This is a genomic window from Mesorhizobium sp. M0496 (genome assembly GCF_040321205.1).
GTDB lineage: Bacteria > Pseudomonadota > Alphaproteobacteria > Rhizobiales > Rhizobiaceae > Mesorhizobium.
Map to the genome: position 1 here is coordinate 120267 of NZ_JAMYRC010000007.1, position 17975 is coordinate 138241.

Annotated in this window: 20 protein-coding genes and 1 pseudogene; 11 read left to right on the top strand and 10 right to left on the bottom strand. The window is 62.2% G+C overall.

Annotation, left to right across the window (positions count from 1 at the left end; genetic code table 11):
- The first annotated feature begins 70 nt into the window (after positions 1-70).
- Positions 71-457, top strand: coding sequence for an ester cyclase (locus tag NKI73_RS09590; RefSeq protein ID WP_352628880.1), 387 nt, complete (start codon positions 71-73; stop codon positions 455-457).
- A gap of 19 nt (positions 458-476) precedes the next feature.
- Here the strand turns inward: NKI73_RS09590 and NKI73_RS09595 are convergent, their stop codons facing one another.
- A complete protein-coding gene (locus tag NKI73_RS09595) occupies positions 477-1283 on the bottom strand; it encodes a nucleotidyltransferase domain-containing protein (RefSeq protein WP_352628882.1) in 807 nt (268 codons plus the stop codon).
- 160 nt (positions 1284-1443) lie between these two features.
- On the opposite strand from NKI73_RS09595, the gene NKI73_RS09600 reads away from it, so the two are divergent.
- The 3 genes from NKI73_RS09600 to NKI73_RS09610 all read left to right on the top strand — a co-directional run bounded on the left by NKI73_RS09600 (position 1444) and on the right by NKI73_RS09610 (position 4877).
- On the top strand, positions 1444-2499 hold the full coding sequence (locus NKI73_RS09600) for a YeiH family protein (RefSeq protein ID WP_352628884.1): 1056 nt from the start codon (positions 1444-1446) through the stop codon (positions 2497-2499).
- Positions 2500-2581: 82 nt separating this feature from the next.
- Positions 2582-3631, top strand: coding sequence for a helix-turn-helix domain-containing protein (locus NKI73_RS09605; RefSeq protein WP_352628887.1), 1050 nt, complete (start codon positions 2582-2584; stop codon positions 3629-3631).
- 196 nt (positions 3632-3827) lie between these two features.
- Positions 3828-4877: an alpha/beta hydrolase family protein gene (locus tag NKI73_RS09610; RefSeq protein ID WP_352628889.1), complete on the top strand. Its 1050-nt coding sequence runs from the start codon at positions 3828-3830 to the stop codon at positions 4875-4877.
- A 119-nt stretch (positions 4878-4996) separates the two neighbouring features.
- Here NKI73_RS09610 and msrC read toward each other — a convergent pair.
- The 5 genes and pseudogenes from msrC to NKI73_RS09635 all read right to left on the bottom strand — a co-directional run bounded on the left by msrC (position 4997) and on the right by NKI73_RS09635 (position 8582).
- Positions 4997-5495: pseudogene (gene msrC, locus NKI73_RS09615) on the bottom strand (free L-methionine (R)-S-oxide reductase MsrC).
- Between the two features lie 182 nt (positions 5496-5677).
- Complete coding sequence (locus NKI73_RS09620) at positions 5678-5992, bottom strand: GYD domain-containing protein (protein WP_352628891.1); 315 nt, start codon at positions 5990-5992, stop codon at positions 5678-5680.
- 265 nt (positions 5993-6257) lie between these two features.
- Positions 6258-6416 (bottom strand): hypothetical protein, encoded by a 159-nt coding sequence (locus NKI73_RS09625; protein ID WP_352628893.1) that lies wholly within the window; start codon positions 6414-6416, stop codon positions 6258-6260.
- Positions 6417-6563: 147 nt separating this feature from the next.
- Complete coding sequence (groL, locus tag NKI73_RS09630; protein WP_352628895.1) at positions 6564-8186, bottom strand: chaperonin GroEL; 1623 nt, start codon at positions 8184-8186, stop codon at positions 6564-6566.
- 33 nt (positions 8187-8219) lie between these two features.
- A complete protein-coding gene (locus NKI73_RS09635; RefSeq protein ID WP_352628897.1) occupies positions 8220-8582 on the bottom strand; it encodes a co-chaperone GroES in 363 nt (120 codons plus the stop codon).
- A gap of 250 nt (positions 8583-8832) precedes the next feature.
- Here NKI73_RS09635 and NKI73_RS09640 point away from each other — a divergent pair, with 250 nt between their 5' ends.
- Positions 8833-9066 (top strand): hypothetical protein, encoded by a 234-nt coding sequence (locus tag NKI73_RS09640; RefSeq protein ID WP_292183401.1) that lies wholly within the window; start codon positions 8833-8835, stop codon positions 9064-9066.
- 54 nt (positions 9067-9120) lie between these two features.
- The gene (locus NKI73_RS09645; protein WP_352628899.1) at positions 9121-9387 is read left to right on the top strand and encodes a DUF1488 family protein; all 267 of its coding nucleotides are present in this window, start codon (positions 9121-9123) and stop codon (positions 9385-9387) included.
- On the opposite strand, the gene NKI73_RS09650 is transcribed toward NKI73_RS09645, so the two are convergent.
- From NKI73_RS09650 to NKI73_RS09660, 3 genes are read right to left on the bottom strand one after another with little or no spacing between them, the layout of a single operon-like run.
- On the bottom strand, positions 9388-9612 hold the full coding sequence (locus NKI73_RS09650) for a DUF6500 family protein (RefSeq protein ID WP_352628901.1): 225 nt from the start codon (positions 9610-9612) through the stop codon (positions 9388-9390).
- Between the two features lie 55 nt (positions 9613-9667).
- A complete protein-coding gene (locus tag NKI73_RS09655; RefSeq protein WP_352628903.1) occupies positions 9668-9859 on the bottom strand; it encodes a hypothetical protein in 192 nt (63 codons plus the stop codon).
- A gap of 5 nt (positions 9860-9864) precedes the next feature.
- Positions 9865-10116 carry a hypothetical protein gene (locus NKI73_RS09660; protein WP_352628905.1) on the bottom strand — a complete coding sequence of 84 codons (252 nt, stop codon included), beginning with the start codon at positions 10114-10116 and terminating at the stop codon, positions 9865-9867.
- Positions 10117-10503: 387 nt separating this feature from the next.
- Here NKI73_RS09660 and NKI73_RS09665 point away from each other — a divergent pair, with 387 nt between their 5' ends.
- The 5 genes from NKI73_RS09665 to NKI73_RS09685 all read left to right on the top strand — a co-directional run bounded on the left by NKI73_RS09665 (position 10504) and on the right by NKI73_RS09685 (position 16818).
- Complete coding sequence (locus tag NKI73_RS09665; RefSeq protein WP_352628907.1) at positions 10504-11547, top strand: LacI family DNA-binding transcriptional regulator; 1044 nt, start codon at positions 10504-10506, stop codon at positions 11545-11547.
- 63 nt (positions 11548-11610) lie between these two features.
- A complete protein-coding gene (locus NKI73_RS09670; protein ID WP_352628909.1) occupies positions 11611-12858 on the top strand; it encodes an ABC transporter substrate-binding protein in 1248 nt (415 codons plus the stop codon).
- Between the two features lie 177 nt (positions 12859-13035).
- Positions 13036-13959 carry a carbohydrate ABC transporter permease gene (locus NKI73_RS09675; RefSeq protein WP_352628911.1) on the top strand — a complete coding sequence of 308 codons (924 nt, stop codon included), beginning with the start codon at positions 13036-13038 and terminating at the stop codon, positions 13957-13959.
- Positions 13959-14816 carry a carbohydrate ABC transporter permease gene (locus NKI73_RS09680; RefSeq protein ID WP_352628912.1) on the top strand — a complete coding sequence of 286 codons (858 nt, stop codon included), beginning with the start codon at positions 13959-13961 and terminating at the stop codon, positions 14814-14816. The genes NKI73_RS09675 and NKI73_RS09680 overlap by 1 nt, the downstream gene beginning before the upstream one ends.
- Before the next feature lie 22 nt (positions 14817-14838).
- Positions 14839-16818, top strand: coding sequence for a glycoside hydrolase family 127 protein (locus tag NKI73_RS09685; protein WP_352628913.1), 1980 nt, complete (start codon positions 14839-14841; stop codon positions 16816-16818).
- Here NKI73_RS09685 and NKI73_RS09690 read toward each other — a convergent pair.
- Entirely contained in the window at positions 16758-17936 is a 1179-nt protein-coding gene (locus NKI73_RS09690) for an acyltransferase family protein (protein WP_352628916.1), read from the bottom strand. The two genes, NKI73_RS09685 and NKI73_RS09690, sit on opposite strands and share 61 nt — an antisense overlap.
- Positions 17937-17975: the final 39 nt, after the last annotated feature.

A 17975-nucleotide genomic window follows, 5' to 3' on the forward strand; every position in this document is an offset into this window, starting at 1 on the left:
GAATCTGCCGTCGTTCTATCTTCTTGTTCGAGCATGAGCTTTTCCAAGACGCAAGCACCGGAGCAATGCCGTGACCGACACCGACCTCGCCGACGCCTATCGAGGCTACATCGAGTGCCTCAACAATCAGGATTGGGCGCGGCTGCATCGCTTCGTCCATGACGAGGTCCACTACAATGGCGACCGGGTCGGGCTGGCGGGTTATCGCAAGATGCTGGAGCGGGATTTTTCCGAGATTCCGGACCTCTATTTCGACATCCAGCTGCTGATCTCGGATACGCCCTTCATAGCCAGCCGGCTCCAATTCAACTGCACGCCGATCGGAACCTTCCTTGGCCTGCCCGTCAACGGCAGAAAGGTCTCTTTCAGCGAGAACGTCTTCTATGAATTTCTGGACGACAGGATCAGGCACGTCTGGTCGGTCATCGACAAGACGGCTATCGAAGCGCAGCTTTGACCAGGATCGGACCTCCCCGTCAGGCCAAGCCAGCCGGCCTTTTCAGCCCCACTTCGCGCTCGATATGTCTCCAGGTGGCGTCCTCGAAAGCTTGTGGCCATTCGATGTCCCAGCGGGCGGCCAGTTTGCGGGCACGCGGCACGAAGGCATTGGCGCAGGCCAGATGCGCCGCGATGATTGACTGCCGTGTCGGCGCCACCGGAGGAATGGTCGCCAGCAGGCCGAGCTGTTCTTCGGACAGCCGGCGGCTCCATGCCAGCATGCCGCCCTTGTCCGCCCGCTCGACCTCTTCGCTCAACAGGTTGAACAGCATCATGCGCAGCAGCTCGACACCGGCGACGCTGAGCAGGTATTCCTGACGGCCGGCCGCGACGGAGAGCAGGCCGAAGACGCGGAAAAACTCGTTGATGAGATAGGCGACATATCCTTTGTTGGGGCCGGGCCACGCGATCGTGGCCGGCAAACTGTCGTACAGGCCATGCCGGTCGATCAAAGGTTCCAGCGTATCTCTGCCTCGCTTCTTCAGGGCTTCCGCGTCGGTCGAGATGAGGTCGATGCGCTGCCATTGATCGGTAATGGCGTTGAACAGGCGCTCGTCCTTGCCCGTCTCGTTCCAGAACACGACCGGCGCGATCGCTTCGAGACGCTGCCGCCATGCCGCGTTGAACGCGGCCTGATCGTCGCGCGCGACGATGGCGATCAGGTCGATGTCGCTGTAGCGATCGGCCTGCCCCTTGCCGAAGCTGCCGCCGACAAACAGCGCCATCACGCTCGGGTCGTTTTCGAGGGCGCGGCCGATCTTCCCGATGAACTCATCTTGCCACACGATGCGGTCTCCATCTCGCCGGTTCGAGACTATGTCGCATTGGCCAGACTTGGAAAGACGCCAATCGTTCATAAAAATCGATCATTCTAACGAGAATAATTCGTTGGAAAGATTGTTTCAGGAATGGCATTCCTCCGACATACCCGCCCGGAGCATTGCATTGTCTTCCTTTATCCACATCGCGAACGATATTCCGAAAAGCCTGATTTCCGCCGAACTCGCCCAAGGACGAAAATCTCTCGACTGGAACGGCATCGTCCCCGGCGTCGTCTTGGTCGCGATGATTACAGCCGTCGCCTTCTCGGCCCGCAATGTCTCCGGCTTCGCTTTGTTCAGCCCGATGATCCTCGCCGTCGTCGCCGGCATGATCTACTCCAACGTGCTCGGCACGCCCGTCCACGCCAAGGCCGGCATCGCCTTTTCGCAGCGCCGGCTCTTGCGCTTCGCCATCGTCCTGCTCGGCTTCCAGTTGACGCTTGGCCAGGTGGTGTCGATCGGCGCTGGCGGCGTCGGCATTGTCGCTGCCACGCTCGGCGCCACTTTCGTCTTCACCATCACGCTCGGTCGGCTGATCGGCGTCGACGCCAAGCTGGCGCAGCTGATTGCCGCCGGCACCTCGATCTGCGGCGCCTCGGCCATCGTCGCCACCAACATCGTCACCGATGCGCGTGACGAAGACGTCACCTACGCCGTTGCCTCAATTACGCTGTTCGGCACCGTTGCCATGCTCGGCTTCCCGCTCATGGCGCCCATGCTCGGCCTCGACCAGCACGCTTTCGGCCTGTGGGCAGGCGCTTCGATCCATGAAGTGGCGCAAGTCATCGGCGCCGGCTTCCAGAACGGCACCCAGTCCGGCGAGATCGCCACCGTCGCCAAACTGACCCGCGTCGCCATGCTGGCGCCGATGGTCATCGCGCTCGGCCTGATGGCCCGCCGCAAAAGCAGCGGTCAGGCAGCCGCACGGCCGCCCATGCCATGGTTCGTCGCCGCCTTCATCGCCGTCGTCGCGCTAAACAGCCTGGTCACGGTGCCGGCCGAGGTGAAATCGGCAATGGCGCTCGCCACCACCATCATGCTGACCATGGGTCTGGCCGCCATGGGCCTTCAGGCCGATATTTCGCAGTTGCGCTCACGCGGCCTGCGCCCGCTGGCGCTCGCCTTCTCGGCCTTCCTGTTCATCGGCTGCTTCAGCCTGCTGCTGGTGAAATTCGCCTAGAGCGACGCTTAATCGGCGAGTTTGGAAATCAAATCATATCGGTTACGGTCCGCGCATCAGCACGCGAGCCCGCAACCGACCCATGCCGTTCATTCCTCTGCCCTTCGTCGTCGCCTTGTTGCTGTTCATCCTGCTTTGGGTAGTCGCCAGGCGCGGGGATGAGTCAACACCGAACCTGCCGTTTCTCGGCCTGATCCTGCTCGCCGCGGTGCAATCGGTGTTCACCGGACTGCGCTGGGGGTATGGCATAAGCGAAGTGGGCTATATCGCGCCCGTGTCCGCCGCGATCATGCCGTCGCTGCTCTATGCCGGCGTCTCGAAGCTCGCCCGCGCCAGCGACCGCCGATGGCCGGCCCTGCTGGCGCTCCATGCAACGCCAGCCATCATCGTCTTCCTACTGGTGAGTCTTTGGCGCGACGCGGTCGACGTGGCGCTGATATCGATCGATTTTGTCTACGCCGCCGCCATTCTCTGGTTGCTCCGGTCCGGCGCCGACGACCTTCGCCTGGCGCCTTTCGATGGCGCGGTCCCGGCCTACCGCGCCATCATCGCCGCGGCGGTGGCCCTTTGCCTGTCGGGCATGGTCGATGTGCTGGTTTCCCTCGAAATGGCGTCCGGGCATGGCGCCCGAGCGGCGATGGTGATCGGCGTCGCCAATCTTTTCATGCTCGTCCTTGTTGGTGTGGCGGCGGCGGCGGCCAGCCAAAGCCATGTCCCGCGCAACGCCGCCGAGCCCGCCGATGTCTCATCCCCGCCCGATGCCGGCGAAGACGCCGAGACGATCGCCAGGGTCAACGAACTGATGCAGGAGAAAAAGCTCTATCGCGACGCCAATCTCAACCTCAACCGCCTTGCCCGGCGCGCCGGAGTTCCGGCGCGGCAGATTTCGGCGACGATCAACCGGGCCACAGCCAGTAACGTCTCGCAATATGTCAACCAGTACCGCATCGCCGAGGCCTGCCGGCTGCTTACCGAGACTGATCAGTCCGTGACCGAGATCATGCTTGCGGTCGGATTCCAGACCAAGTCGAACTTCAACCGCGAGTTCCGCCGCGTGACGGACATCACCCCGCTCGCCTGGCGGGACCGGAACGCGCAATCGCCCTCGCTAGCGAGCACTGTGGGCGGCTAGCGGCGCTATTTCCCACGGAATGGTACTCAATCGCGATAAAGCACGTACTCGATCGCGATCGAGGACGCAGGCTTCGCTCCGATCCGCTGATATCGGGGCATCGACACAGCAACCGAACACAAGTGCCAACCGGCCCCGGAGCTGAAGACTCCGGGCTCTCCAGCCATGGCGAACGCGTTCGACAACGGAGACCTCAATGAAATTCTGGACCATGCTCTGCGCCATCATCGTCTCGACAATGCTGATGCAACATCCGGCCAACGCCGGCGACACTGTCGGCGTTCGTCAGTTGTCCGTCGCGTCCACGGAGCGCGGCATCGATCTCGACGTGACGGTCTGGTACCCGGCCCAACTTGGCGGCGAAACGGTTTCGCTCGGCGACAGCAAGCTTTTCGTCGGCACGTCAGCCATGCGCGATGCGCCAATAACAGACGCAAAGTTCCCGCTCATCCTGCTGTCACACGGCGCAGGTCTGGCGGGAAACCCGCAAGCCTTGAGCTGGATCGCGACGCCCTTGGCCAGGCAGGGATTCGTCGTCGCAGCTCCGACGCATCCGGGAAATACGGGGAAAAACAGATCCGCCGCCGAGACGATGAAGCTCTGGTTGCGGCCTGCCGATCTCACGGCAACCTTGACCGCAGTGGAAAAGGAAGCGTTTTTCAGAGATCACCTTGAACAAGGCAAAGTTGCCGCCCTTGGCCTTTCCATGGGCGGCAACACGGCTCTGGCGATAGCCGGCGCCCGCGTCGACCCGAAATTGCTCGCGGCCTATTGCGATACGGACCTGCTCAATGCTTCGCTTTGCGAGTGGGTCAGGCAAAGTGGAGTCGATCTCCATGCCATGGATTTGCAGCCGGCCGGCCGTGATAACCGGGATGGGCGCATTCGCTTCGCCATGGCGATCGACCCCGCTCCAACCGATATCTTCGACGTCAAAAGCTTTGCCGGCATCAGCATTCCGGTCGATATCGTCAATCTTGGCCGTCCGGGAAAGATCCCCGCTGCCGCAGATGCCTCCGGAATCGCAAAAGCGATGTCAGAGGCGAGCTATGCGACGGTTGAGGATGCCAGCCATTACAGCATGTTCGCCGAATGCAAACCCGGCGCTCCCGGCATCATCGCCTCCGAACAGATCGGCGACCCAGTGTGCGACGATGGCGAAGGACGATCGCGCAGCGAGATTCACGCGCAGCTGATCGATATGGCGGCCGCAGCTTTCACGCGCGCGCTGAAGATCGATCCGTAGATGCGCCTGACAGGGCCGACGCACAACTGCCGGCCTGCCCACTCGGGTGCGGAGATGTCCGGCAGGGCAGAGGGGCGCCGCAGACTCCACGGCTGGTGCTCGATCTTGCACCGAGCCGTTCAGTCCTCGAACGAACTCGCCGCTGCATAGATCGCCGCCAGCGTCTCGATGCCCCGCCTGGTCGGCCTTGTCGAAGCGGGCCGGCAGCGGGCTATCGAGATCGAGCACGCCGAAGACGCCTTCATCGTCCTCGAGCAGCACGACCAGTTCCGAGCGCGAGTCGGCATCGCAGGCGATGTGGCCGGGGAAATCATGCACATCCTTGATCAGCATCGAGGTGCCGAGTTCGACCGCGGTTCCGCACACACCCTTGCCGACGGCGATGCGCACGCAGGCCGGCTTGCCCTGGAACGGCCCGAGCACCATTTCCTCGTCCGACTGCAGGAAATAGAAGCCGGCCCAGTTGAGGTCCGGCACCATCTGGAAGATCAGCGCCGCGGTGTTGGCGGCGTTGGCGATCGAATCGCGCTCGCCCTCGAGCAGCGCCTTAAGCTGGGCGGCGAGGTCGCGGTAGAACGCGGCCTTGTCCGACGTGTCGATGGCCTTGGCCGCACACATGGCTGGTCTCCGTACTCAGAATCGCGGTTGCGTTTCCGCAAGCTCTCTGCACCAAACGACCACCGGACGATACTAGCTTGAATTCCAGTCGCCGCGAAACTCGGAAGAAGATGCCCTGTCCGACACTCGGCAGCACGGCACGTCCATCGAACCGTGCTGCCTTGATCAAGAAGGCAAGTCCATCAGCCGGCGGGTTTGTACGCGCCGGCAGCCTTGTTGGCAGCCGCGAGCACTGCCTTCATGTCGAGTTCTTCCAGTACAACCATCTCGGTCAGCGAGCCGCTTGCTCGCACCGCAAGGGACATGCCAATCCCGGCTGACTGGTCCGGCACCTCGCCATTGACGACGACGTCATAGATGCCGCGCGTGAACATCACGCTGGCCACCTTGCCGCCAACGCTTTCAAAAAGCGCCTTGACCGCAGCCTGCCTGTCCGAGCCTTGCATCAATCCTTTGGCGGCATGAGGCGCATAGTTTGCCAAAATAGTCACTTTCATGGGTATTTCCTCCAAATGTCACTGTCTCGTGGCTGCTCCATAATTCGAGCGGCACGGAGTGATTTTTTCGGTAACAATTGCAGGCGCCCTTGGACGCGTTGGCGGCCGAGGGCCTACTGCCTGAGAAATATGCGCCTTAGCTAATATAATGACAATACTAGACAGGCCGATGGCGGCCACCGGGATTGCGGAGGTCATCCGGCTGGATCACGGCTCGGCCAATGGCGTCGAGCTCGAGCCGGAAAGTGGCGGCGGTGCCGCAGAATCACATCGGGCGTTTGGGTTCGCTCTTTGATGGCGTCGCCGTGTTGGAATCAAATTTCTTGTGCTTGTCGGCGGCAATCCTGCGGATGCGGTCGAAGCGGCTTTCCTCGGTTTTTTCGGTCGTGACGACCGTCTCTGGCTTCCGCACGAACGTGATCATGGATCCGTCTCCTGGGCTAGAGGCCTGCACGCCGGGAGAAAATACCCCCGGCGGTAGTTATCCAGGCTCCAATGAAGAGCCGGGGCTGATTCAGGTCAGGCCTGAAAGTGACTTCTATGAAGCCACCTTCGCAGGCCGACTGAATCTTTAGTAGCCGCCCATGCCGCCGCCTGCCGGTGCGGCATCCTTGGCCGGGATGTCGGAGATCATCGCCTCGGCGGTGATCAGAAGGGCGGCGATTGAGCCGGCATCCTGAAGTGCGGTGCGCACCACCTTCGCCGGATCGACGATGCCTGCCTTGATCATGTCGACATACACCTCGTTCTGGGCGTCGAAGCCCTGATTGTGGTCCTTGCTGTCGGTGAGCTTGCCGACGACGATCGAGCCTTCGACGCCGGAATTCTCGGCGATCTGGCGGATCGGCGCTTCGAGCGCGCGTAGCACGATCGAGATGCCAGCGGTGACATCGGCATTGGCGCCATTCAAGCCGGCCAGTGCCGACCTGGCACGCAGCAATGCCACGCCGCCGCCAGGCACGATACCTTCTTCAACCGCCGCACGCGTCGCGTTCAGAGCGTCGTCGATGCGGTCCTTCTTTTCCTTCACTTCCGACTCGGTGGCGCCGCCGACACGGATGACGGCAACGCCGCCGGCGAGCTTGGCCAGCCGCTCCTGCAGCTTTTCTTTGTCATAGTCCGAGGTGGTCTCCTCGATCTGGCCCTTGATCTGGGCGACACGCGCCTGGATGGTCTCCTTGGTGCCGGCGCCGTCGATGATCGTGGTGGTGTCCTTGTCGATCAGCACGCGCTTGGCGCGGCCGAGCATTTCGATGGTGACATTCTCCAGCTTGATGCCGAGATCGTCCGAGATCATCTGGCCGGCGGTGAGCACGGCGATGTCTTCCAGCATCGCCTTGCGGCGGTCGCCGAAGCCCGGCGCCTTGACGGCCGCGACCTTGAGGCCGCCGCGCAATTTGTTGACGACCAGCGTGGCCAGAGCCTCGCCCTCGACGTCCTCGGAGATGATCAGCAGCGGCCTGCCGCTCTGCACCACAGCTTCGAGGATCGGCAGCATCGCCTGTAGATTGCCGAGCTTCTTCTCGTGGATGAGCACGTAAGGCTCTTCCAGTTCGACGCGCATCTTGTCGGCATTGGTGACGAAATAGGGCGAGAGATAACCACGGTCGAACTGCATGCCCTCGACGACGTCGAGTTCGGTCTCCGCGGTCTTGGCTTCCTCGACGGTGATGACGCCGTCATTGCCGACCTTGTCCATCGCCTTGGCGATCATCTCGCCGACGCTGGCATCGCCATTGGCGGCGATGGTGCCGACCTGTGAGATCTCAGCCGACGACTTGACCTTCTTGGCCCGCGCCTGGATTTCCTTGACCACGGCGGAAACCGCCTGGTCGATGCCGCGCTTGAGGTCCATCGGGTTCATGCCGGCGGCGACCAGCTTGGCGCCTTCGCGCAGGATCGAGGCGGCCAGCACCGTTGCGGTGGTGGTGCCGTCACCGGCGAGGTCGTTGGTCTTCGAGGCCACTTCGCGCACCATTTGCGCGCCCATGTTCTCGAACTTGTCGGCAAGCTCGATTTCCTTGGCGACGGTGACGCCGTCCTTGGTGATGCGCGGCGCGCCATAGGCCTTGTCGATGATGACGTTGCGGCCCTTGGGACCGAGCGTGACCTTCACAGCATTGTTGAGGATCTCGACGCCGCGCAGCATGCGGTCACGCGCATCGGTGGAGAATTTGATTTCCTTGGCAGACATGATTTTTATCCAGTTCGTTCGGAGAAAATGGGATCAGGCGGCCTTCTTGGCAGCCACGGTCTTGTCGGTGACGCCCGTCTCGCTCTTGTCGATGACGCCAGTCTCGCTCTTGTCGATGACGCCCATGATGTCGGCTTCCTTCATGATCAGAAGGTCCTCGCCGTCGATCTTGACCTCGGTGCCCGACCATTTGCCGAACAGGATGAAGTCGCCGGCCTTGACGTCGAGCGCAACAAGCATGCCATTTTCGTCGCGTGCGCCAGGCCCAACGGCGATGACTTCGCCTTCCTGCGGCTTTTCCTTGGCATTATCGGGAATGATGATACCGCCCTTGGATTTGATATCGCCTTCGGCGCGACGAATGACGACGCGGTCGTGGAGTGGCCGAAATTTCATGGGAACTTTCTTTCTGGGGCCGGCACAGGCGGCCACGCCCCTCCTCTATAAACGCGTTGGCACTCGATAGATAGGAGTGCCAAAAATTATTCGCGACCGAAATTAAATAATCAAAAGTATTATTTCGGCAGCCGGTTTCGTGATATCGCCGATTGGTCAAATATTTCAAAAGATTGAATTTTGCCGATCGAGTGCCTATTTATCGGACAAGTTCACTTTCACGATTTCAGGCATAAGGGAGATTTTTACGATGGCCGAAGGTAATCAGACGATCATGGAAAAAGCTGAAGCCCGCTTTGTCGACAAGCAGAAGAAGACAGCGGAGAAAAACAAGGCAACCGCCGAATACATGTCCGAAGCGAGGGCCCGGGAGATCAAGACGGCAAGGCTCAGGGAGTTGCGGCTGGCCAAGGAAGAGGCCGACCGCGTCGCCGAGGCCCTCAATCCGACGCCGAAAAAGAAGCGGGTGACCAAGAAAGCCTAAGCAATTCCGCAGCGGTTCTCCGACCGGAATTGCGCCAGAACAAGGGAGCAAGACATGAGTCTCACCTTCCCCAACCGCAGCCGCAGCTATGACGAAGCCGGCCGGCGGATCCGTTTCGTCGGACATGACGGCATGTTCCAGATCTCCTTCTCGGTCGCCGCCGACGCCATGGCCAAGATGCGGCCGGGAACTGCTGCCGATGAAGCCGGCTACCTCGCCACATTCGACACCGAGAGCAGCGCCATCCGCGAGGTGGCATCGAAGGCCTACGACCGCACCCACAAGAGCATGTATGTGCTGACGGCAGCCGATTTCGGTTGATCAGCCGAGGTCCATCTTCTCGACCATCGTGCGTATCTTTTCAGCCTTTTCGAAATGGTCGAGGCGGTGGGTTCTGATCCACCATTCGGCGGCTTCCATCAAGAGTTCGGGGTCGTGGTTCCTGTTGGCGAAGAACGCATAGAACGACACGCCGACGCCGGTCCCTTTTTCCGAGAGCTTGCGGTCGCAGACCTCCAGTATCTTCTGCTTCAGGCTGGCTCTCACGGGAATCCCTTGATTTGCTGTGCGCGGGCTGTCGCAGGCGAAAGTCGATACGGGATCAGGGCTTGCGCTCGGCCCGTTCGCGGCGTTTGACGTCGCGGACATTCATCTGCACGACCATGTCCTCGGCCTCACGCGGGCCCATCCCGACCATCACCTTTTGCCGGACCACGGCAGGCTGGCCGGTGAAGACGTCGATGATGCTCCAGCTTTGTGGAAGCTCCATGCGCAGCGTGTAGCGGTTGGCCATCTCGATCAGCCCTGCATCATGAAAAACACGGCGCCCAGGATCAGCACCGTCCAGGCGATGACCGACAGTTTCAGCACCATGCCGCCATGCGCGGCCAGAAACTCCCGCAGGCGCGACACGACACCTGTCGACCGGACCGGCGCCGCCGCGAAGGCGACAGAGGCCTTGAGGCCCAGTTTTCCAAAGACAGGCAGCAGCGACGGTTCACGCACGAAAATGACCTCGAATATCGGGAAGAGCGGAGCAAGGACGCTCACGCCTCTTCCATAGCACTCTTTTCGCGATCGCCCTGCATGCCAAATGAAAATAGGCGCCACCGATTGCACTGGTGAAAGACGTGACGGGCGACAGCTTCCGACCGCCGCCGCGAACCGGAACATGCCCGGTTGGCGGCGCCCTTCATCATGCATATTCCAAACACGCAAGGAGCAGCGCGGGGTTCGTGAACGGGTGATGCGGCGAATTCCAAACCTGAAGTCATTGCCTGTCCAGGCCACTTTTCCGCTTGAACGACCATCAGATCTGGCTTAGCCTTGGTTTGAGAAAAGGTTTTTCCAAACATTTCCGATCGGGCTTGGCCATGTGCCGGGCCTCGCTCGGACCAGCAAGAGAAAACCTTTTCCCAGCTAAGGATTCTCTGCGCGATGGCATCGGACGATCTGCCTGTCCCGGTCTTTTCCAAGCCAGTCACCTTGCGTGACGTGGCGGCGCAGGCTGGCGTCAGCGTCGCCACCGCCTCGAAGGCGCTCAACGACCAAGGGCGGATGACCGCCGAGACGCGCGAACGCATTCGCGAGACGGCCCGCCGGCTCGGCTTCCGGCCCAACAGCCTGGCGCAGAGCCTGCTCAGGCGGCGCAGCTTCACCGTCGGCCTGCTTACCAATGATACTTATGGCCGCTTCTCGCTGCCGCTGATGTCGGGCATTTCGGACGCGCTGGTCGACAATGGCGTCTCGGTGTTCCTGTGCAATGTCGAGGAGGATCCGCGGCTGGGCCAGATGCATGTCGACGCCATGCTCGACAAGCGCGTCGACGGCATCATCGCCACCGGCAAGCGCATCGACCGCCATCTGCCCGTCGACCTCGGCAATCTGCGCGTCCCGGTGATCTATGCCTTCACGCAGCCCGATCCCGACGCGATCGCCTTCGTCTCGGACGACGCCGACGGCGCCAGGCTGGCGGTCGAGCATCTGTTCCGGCTGGGCTGGAAGCGCATCGCCCATGTCACAGGACCGGCGAGCTTTGCCGTGGTGCATGCGCGGGCGCAGGCTTACCGCGACGTGCTGATCGAAAACGGCCTGCCGGTCACCGAGCCGCTGCTCGGCTCCTGGTCGGAAGCCTGGGGCCATCGGGCGGTAGCGCAACTGTTCGACGGCAAAAGCGAGAGGCCGGACGCCGTCTTTTGCGGCAACGACCAGATCGCGCGCGGCGTCATCGATGCCTTGCGCGAACGGGGCCTTGGCGTCCCCGGCGATGTCGGCGTCATCGGTTTCGACAATTGGGAGATCGTGGCCGAGGCGACACGCCCGCCGCTGACCTCTGTCGACATGAACCTGGTCGCACTCGGGCGCGAGGCCGGGCTGACCCTGCTTTCGCTGGTCGGCGGCAAGCCCGCCGCACCGGGCATTCGAAAACTGCCGTGCCGGCTGGTGGTGCGGCAGTCATGCGGCCATCCGCTGGATGGCTGAAGACGAAGCGCCGCGTGATCGGCGCCAAGCCGCGAACCGCGGCCAACCAAGGAGGAGGAGAACATGAGGAACCTGATTGCCAAACTGACCCTGGCCGCTGCCGTTCTGGGTAGTGGTCTCGGCACTGCCGCCGCCGAGACGGCCAACATCTGGGTGCGCGCCGACGGCTCGAATTTCATGCCGAGGATCGTCGACGCCTACAACAAAGCGCACACCAACCAGGTCAAGCTCGACATCATCCCCAATGCCGAGATCATCCCGAAATATGGTGCAGCGGCCGCCGGCGGCACGGCGCCCGACGCGCTGTCGCTCGACCTGATCTACACGCCGTCCTTCGCCGCTGCCGGCCAGTTGGAGGATATCACCGACTGGGCCAAGTCCCTGCCCTATTTCGCTAGCCTGTCGCCGGCGCATGTGAAGACCGGCACCTACAAGGATCACATTTACGGCCTGCCCTTCTCCGCCGACGCCTCGGTGCTGATCTGGAACAAGAAGCTGTTCAAGCAGGCCGGCCTCGATCCTGAAAAAGGCCCGGCGAACTGGGCCGAGATCGCGGCCGACGCCGAGAAGGTCAACGCGCTCGGCGGCAACATCAAGGGCTTCTACTTCTCCGGCAATTGCGGTGGCTGCAACATCTTCACCTTCACGCCGCTGATCTGGGCGTCGGGCGGTGACATCCTCTCGGAAGACGGCTCGAAGGCGACGCTGGATAGCCCGCAATTGCGCGGGGCCATCGATCTATACCGCTCGATGGTCAAGAAGGACCTGGTACCGGCAGGCGCGCAGACCGACACCGGCGCCAACTTCTTTGCCGCCTTCGCCGCCGGCAATATCGGCATCTCGCCGTCCGGCGCCTTCGCCATCGGCGCGCTCAATACCCAGTATCCCGATATCGACTACGGCGTCACCTTCCTGCCGGGCAAGGATAGCGGCTGGTCGTCCTTCGCCGGCGGCGACAATTTCGTTGTCACCAAAGGCACCACCAAGCTGCCCGTGGTGAAGGAGTTCCTCGATTTCGCCTACTCGCTCGAGGGCCAGACGATCCTCGCCAAATACGGCAGCCTGCCGGTGCGCGGCGACATCGCCAAGGAAGCGCTGAAGGATCTCGATCCGCGTTACCAGATCGCCGCCGAAGCCATGGCCAAGGGCCGCACGCCCTATTCGGTGGTGTTCAACGACCTGATCAACTCCGCCAACGGGCCGTGGACGCAGATGATCAACGAAGTCTTCTTTGGCGACGACGTCGATGGCGCCATCGCCAATGCGCAGGAGACGATGCAGTCGATCATCGACCAGGCGCCGCAGAAGTAAGCGCCGCCCCACCTCCCCCTCGAGGGGAGGTCGGACCGCAGGTCCGGGTGGGGTCGTCTCGGCAGTGCTCGACGTTTTCTTGATGTCGGCGCACTGCAGAGAGGACCCCACCCCCAGCCTTCGGCCGGACCCTCCCCTCAAGGGGGAGGGGGACGCAGCGCTAACGGAAGAGCAGCCATGACCGTCATCACCGCAGCAACCCCTGCCCCAACCCGCAAACGCGCCGGCGCCAGCCGCCGGCAGTGGATCGGCTTGCTCTACGTCGCGCCGGCCGTCGCGCTGGTCGTCGTCTTCTTCTTGATCCCGCTCGGCATGACGGCTTGGATGTCGCTGCACAACTGGCCGCTGATGGGCGAGCACAGCTTTATCGGCTTCGGCAACTATGTCGCCATCCTGCGCGACACCAGGTTCTGGAACGCGCTGCGCTTCACCGCCTACTACACCGTGATCGTCACCATCGCGATCTTCGTGGTGGCGTTTCCGCTGGCGCTGTTCGTCGAACGGCCACGGCCGCTGACCAATCTCTACCGGACCATGTTCTTCATGCCGGCGGTTGTCGGCTTCGCCTCGGCCAGCCTGCTTTGGTCGTGGCTCTTGAACGTCGATTCCGGCCTGTTCAGCCCGGCTGCCTACGATCTCGGCCTGATCGACAAGAAATTCAACCTGCTGGCCACCTTCCAGCCGGCCTTCTGGTCGATCATCGCCATGGTCGTCTGGAAGGTCGCCGGCTTCACCATGATCATTCTGATGGCCGGCCTGCAATCGATCCCGCAGGACCTGCAGGAGGCCGCCGTCATTGACGGCGCCGGGCCGTTCGCCAGGTTCAGGGCAATCACCTTGCCGCTGATGCGCCGCACGCTGGCGCTGGCGCTGATCCTGTCGGTCGCCGGCTCGATCCTTGCCTTCGATCAGTTCTACATCATCCTGCGCGGCGGCCCGCGCAACCAGACGCTGACGGCGGTCTACTGGATCTTCAACCAGTCCTTCGTGTCGTTCAAGCTCGGCTATGGTGCAGCACTCTCGATGGTGCTGCTCGTCGTCCTAGTGGCGCTCAGCCTCGTCCAGCTGTGGCTGCTGCGCAAGCCAGAGGGGCTCGACTGATGGCGCAGGCCGCTTCCCGCAACCGCCGGCTCCTGGCCCGTATCGGCGAGCATTCGACCGGCATCGTCGCCTCGGTGCTGTTTGCCGCGCCGATCGTCTGGGCGGTGCTGTCGGCGTTCAAGCCAGCGGCCGAAGCGCGCCTGCCGCCGCTGCCGCCCTGGCCGACGTCAGGCTTCTCGCTGGAGAACTATGCCACGCTCAACAGCTTCGGCGACGGGCTCTGGGTCTCGGCGCAAAACAGCATCTACGTCTCGGTGATGACCGTGCTGCTGTCGGTCGCCGTCAGCGTGCTGGCCGGCTACGGCTTTTCGCGGTTCCGGTTTCCGTTCAAGGACCTGTTCTTCATCCTCATCCTGTCGACGATCATGATCCCGTTCCAGTCGATCCTGACGCCGATCTTCCTGGTGCTGACCAAGCTTGGCCTGCACAACACGCTGACCGGCCTGGTCGGCGTCTATGTGACGCTGCAGCTGCCGTTCTCGATCTTCATGATGCGCAACGCCTTCGACGCGGTGCCGCGCGAGATCGAGGAAGCCGCGCGCATGGACGGTGCCGGCAATCTCACCATGCTTGTGAAGGTGATGCTGCCGCTGGTCTGGCCGGGTGTCGTCACCATCGCGCTGTTTGCCTTCCTCGGCGCCTGGAACGAATTCCTCGCAGCCCTCGTGCTGATGACCGACCAGTCCAAATTCACCCTGCCGGTGATGATGACCGCCCTGCAGTCGGGCCGCTTCGGCGCCATCGACTGGGGCGCGGTACAGGCGGGCGTCACCGTGATGATGGTGCCCTGCCTCATCCTGTTCCTGGTCCTGCAGCGCTTCTACATCCGCGGCCTGATGGCCGGGGCCATCAAATAGACAGACTGAATGGAGTGAGCACATGACCGCATCGCCATCCGCAAAAACCGGAAAACCAAAGCTCGCCTTCCGCCCGCTGCCGGTGCCGCAGGTCGACGTGCACGGCTTCTGGGGCGACCGCGCCGACGCAGTGGCCACGCGCACCGCCGACATCCTCTACGACCGCTGCGTGGAAGCCCGCATGCTGGAGCAGATCGACCCCGACCGGCCCTCGCCCGGCGTCGTCATTCCTTTCCACTCGCCCTCGCCCGACGAAGCCGACCGCCAGGGCGCGGAATTCACCGGGTCGACGGTTACCACGCAGATGTTCTGGGATTCCGATCTTGGCAAGACGATCGAGACCGCGGCCTATTCGCTCTACCGGCGCAAGAACCCGGAACTCGAGAAAAAGATCGATGCCGTCATCGACATGTACGGCAAGCTGCAGCAGGAGGACGGCTATCTCTCGAGCTGGTACCAGCGCATCCAGCCCGGCAAGCGCTGGACCAACCTGCGCGACTGCCATGAGCTCTATTGCGCCGGCCACCTGATCGAGGGTGCGGTCGCCTATTACCAGGCGACGGGAAAACGCAAGCTGCTCGACATCATGTGCCGCTATGCCGACCATATCGCGTCGGTGCTCGGCCCCGAACCCGGTAAGAAGAAGGGCTATTGCGGCCACGAGGAGATCGAACTGGCGCTGGTCAAGCTGGCGCGGGTGACCGGCGAGCGGAAATACATGGATCTTGCCAAATATTTCATCGACCAGCGTGGCCAGCAGCCGCATTATTTCGACGAGGAGGCGCGCGCCCGCGGCGCCGACCCGAAGGCCTATCATTTCAAGACCTACGAATACAGCCAGTCGCACATTCCAGTGCGCGAGCAGGACAAGGTCGTCGGCCATGCGGTCAGGGCGATGTACCTCTATTCCGGTATGGCCGACATCGCCACCGAATATGGCGATGACAGTCTGCGGACAGCGCTCGACCTTCTGTGGGATGATCTCACCACCAAGAGCCTCTACATCACCGGTGGACTAGGCCCATCTGCGCATAATGAGGGCTTCACCAGCGACTACGATCTGCCCAACGAAAGCGCCTATGCCGAGACCTGTGCCGCGGTCGGGCTGGTGTTCTGGGCCAGCCGCATGCTCGGCATGGGGCCGAACGCGCGCTACGCCGACATGATGGAACGCGCCCTCTACAACGGCTCTATCTCGGGCCTGTCGCTCGACGGCTCGCTGTTCTTCTATGAAAACCCGCTGGAAAGCCGGGGCAAGCACAACAGGTGGAAATGGCACCGTTGCCCCTGCTGTCCGCCCAATATCGGGCGCATGGTCGCCTCGATCGGCAGCTATTTCTACAGCTTGGCCGACGATGCCTTTGCCGTGCATCTCTACGGCGACTCGACCGCCCGCTTCGACATATCAGGCGTGCCGGTGAGCCTGACGCAGGCAAGCCGCTATCCCTGGGACGGCGCCATCGAGATCACGATCGAGCCGCGGGCGCCGGTTGCGTTCACACTGCACCTGCGCATCCCGGCGTGGAGCACCGGCGCCGAGCTCAAGGTCAATGGTGAGGCGGTCAAGCTGGCGGATACCACCAGCGACGGCTACGCCGCGATCCGGCGGACATGGAAGAAGGGCGACCAGGTGCGACTCGATCTCGAAATGCCGATCGAGCGGCTCTACGCCAACCCGCAGGTGCGCCAGGATGCCGGCCGCGTCGCGCTGTCGCGCGGTCCGCTGATCTACTGCGTCGAGGCGACCGACAATGACAGCCAGCTGCATCGCCTGACACTGCCGAGGGCGGCCGGCGTCGAAGCACAGCACCGGCCGGAGCTTCTTGGCGGCGTGGTGACGCTGTCGGCCGTCGCCCGATCGGACGAAGGTGATGGCTGGCAAAGCGGGCTCTACCGGCCCGAGCCGCCGGCGACCTCCGAGACGCGCCTGACCGCCATCCCCTATTTCGCCTGGGACAACCGCGAAGCCGGCGAGATGCTGGTGTGGCTCAGGGACGGGTGAACGATGTTTGGTGTATTGGCGGTCGCAACAGCCGCGGTTCCAGGCTTGTGGTCCACATAGCGCAGGCGCAGGCGCAGGAATGGCGCTTCGATGCATGTGTAGCTGAAATGGCCGATTGGAATTGTCGCCACGAAGCAGAGCCCGGACCAGAGGCACGCAACATAGAAATTGCTGATGCTCATGACATTCGTGTCTATGAACGCAGCCAGCTGCATGATGAAGAACGGGTGCAGAAGATAGATCGAATAGCTGTAGGCCCCCGCCTTCTCCAGGATCTTGAAGGGCAGGCTTGTTCGCTTTCTCGAAAAGCTCGTGTCGTAGTAGGCGATACCGAACGAATAGGCTGCCGCTTCCAGGGTTGGCAAGATGATCCATATCCAATGGGGCGATGGATAACGTCCCAGTTGGTAAAATCCGCCGGCGGCATCGAACCACCAGAAGAACCCCGAAAATGCTATGAGAACGGCCAACGCCAACCAGTGCCGGTTCTTCGCGTGGGCACGCAGGTGGAAGGCAAGTATGCCGGCCAGAAACTGATCCACATGTCCTATGATGGTAAAGGACCCTGCCGACTGCATCTCGCCGATTTGCACATACAAGACCGACCTCAGCACAATGGCTACCGCGATGAACAGCAAGGGCGCGAACACAAACCGCCTGGATGCCATCAGTAAAAACGGCAGCAGCAGATAGAAGTGAGCTTCCACCGTTATCGACCAGCCGCCATTCGAAAGGGTGGGAAGAAGAACCCCCTCGCCAACCCCCGTGAAATACCCATCCAGGGACTGGCCGGCCAGGTACCTGCGGCAAGCCTCGATGCATATCACGACCAGCAGAAGCGGAAGCAGCCTGAGCGCCCTGTTGGCAAAGAAGGGCAGATAGTTGATCCGTTTTCCATCGAGGAGCTTGGCGAACAGGTAGCCGGAAAGCGCCATGAACAGTGAAACGCCGGTGTGCCCTTCATCCAGAAAGCTGAAGATAGGAAGAGCCGGCACGAAGCCATATGGCACTGGGCCTTCGGGAGACTCATGAAGGAAATGCCAGGTGAAGACCAGAAAGGCCGCAAGGCCCCGAATATGATCCAGCGCTGGATAATGCTCTCCGGTGGAGGATCTCATAGCTGGCCCACGCGCACCGTGTCCTGCGCCGGTGTTCAA

What these genes read in the sequence shown, in the direction of transcription:
- NKI73_RS09635 (WP_352628897.1), bottom strand. Translation starts at nt 8,582, where the DNA reads ATGAAATTTCGGCCACTCCACGACCGCGTCGTCATTCGTCGCGCCGAA.
- NKI73_RS09670 (WP_352628909.1), top strand. Translation starts at nt 11,611, where the DNA reads ATGAGGAACCTGATTGCCAAACTGACCCTGGCCGCTGCCGTTCTGGGT.
- NKI73_RS09655 (WP_352628903.1), bottom strand. Translation starts at nt 9,859, where the DNA reads ATGGCCAACCGCTACACGCTGCGCATGGAGCTTCCACAAAGCTGGAGC.
- NKI73_RS09620 (WP_352628891.1), bottom strand. Translation starts at nt 5,992, where the DNA reads ATGAAAGTGACTATTTTGGCAAACTATGCGCCTCATGCCGCCAAAGGA.
- NKI73_RS09690 (WP_352628916.1), bottom strand. Translation starts at nt 17,936, where the DNA reads ATGAGATCCTCCACCGGAGAGCATTATCCAGCGCTGGATCATATTCGG.
- NKI73_RS09605 (WP_352628887.1), top strand. Translation starts at nt 2,582, where the DNA reads ATGCCGTTCATTCCTCTGCCCTTCGTCGTCGCCTTGTTGCTGTTCATC.
- NKI73_RS09625 (WP_352628893.1), bottom strand. Translation starts at nt 6,416, where the DNA reads ATGATCACGTTCGTGCGGAAGCCAGAGACGGTCGTCACGACCGAAAAA.
- NKI73_RS09675 (WP_352628911.1), top strand. Translation starts at nt 13,036, where the DNA reads ATGACCGTCATCACCGCAGCAACCCCTGCCCCAACCCGCAAACGCGCC.
- NKI73_RS09640 (WP_292183401.1), top strand. Translation starts at nt 8,833, where the DNA reads ATGGCCGAAGGTAATCAGACGATCATGGAAAAAGCTGAAGCCCGCTTT.
- NKI73_RS09680 (WP_352628912.1), top strand. Translation starts at nt 13,959, where the DNA reads ATGGCGCAGGCCGCTTCCCGCAACCGCCGGCTCCTGGCCCGTATCGGC.
- NKI73_RS09610 (WP_352628889.1), top strand. Translation starts at nt 3,828, where the DNA reads ATGAAATTCTGGACCATGCTCTGCGCCATCATCGTCTCGACAATGCTG.
- NKI73_RS09685 (WP_352628913.1), top strand. Translation starts at nt 14,839, where the DNA reads ATGACCGCATCGCCATCCGCAAAAACCGGAAAACCAAAGCTCGCCTTC.
- groL (WP_352628895.1), bottom strand. Translation starts at nt 8,186, where the DNA reads ATGTCTGCCAAGGAAATCAAATTCTCCACCGATGCGCGTGACCGCATG.
- NKI73_RS09645 (WP_352628899.1), top strand. Translation starts at nt 9,121, where the DNA reads ATGAGTCTCACCTTCCCCAACCGCAGCCGCAGCTATGACGAAGCCGGC.
- NKI73_RS09665 (WP_352628907.1), top strand. Translation starts at nt 10,504, where the DNA reads ATGGCATCGGACGATCTGCCTGTCCCGGTCTTTTCCAAGCCAGTCACC.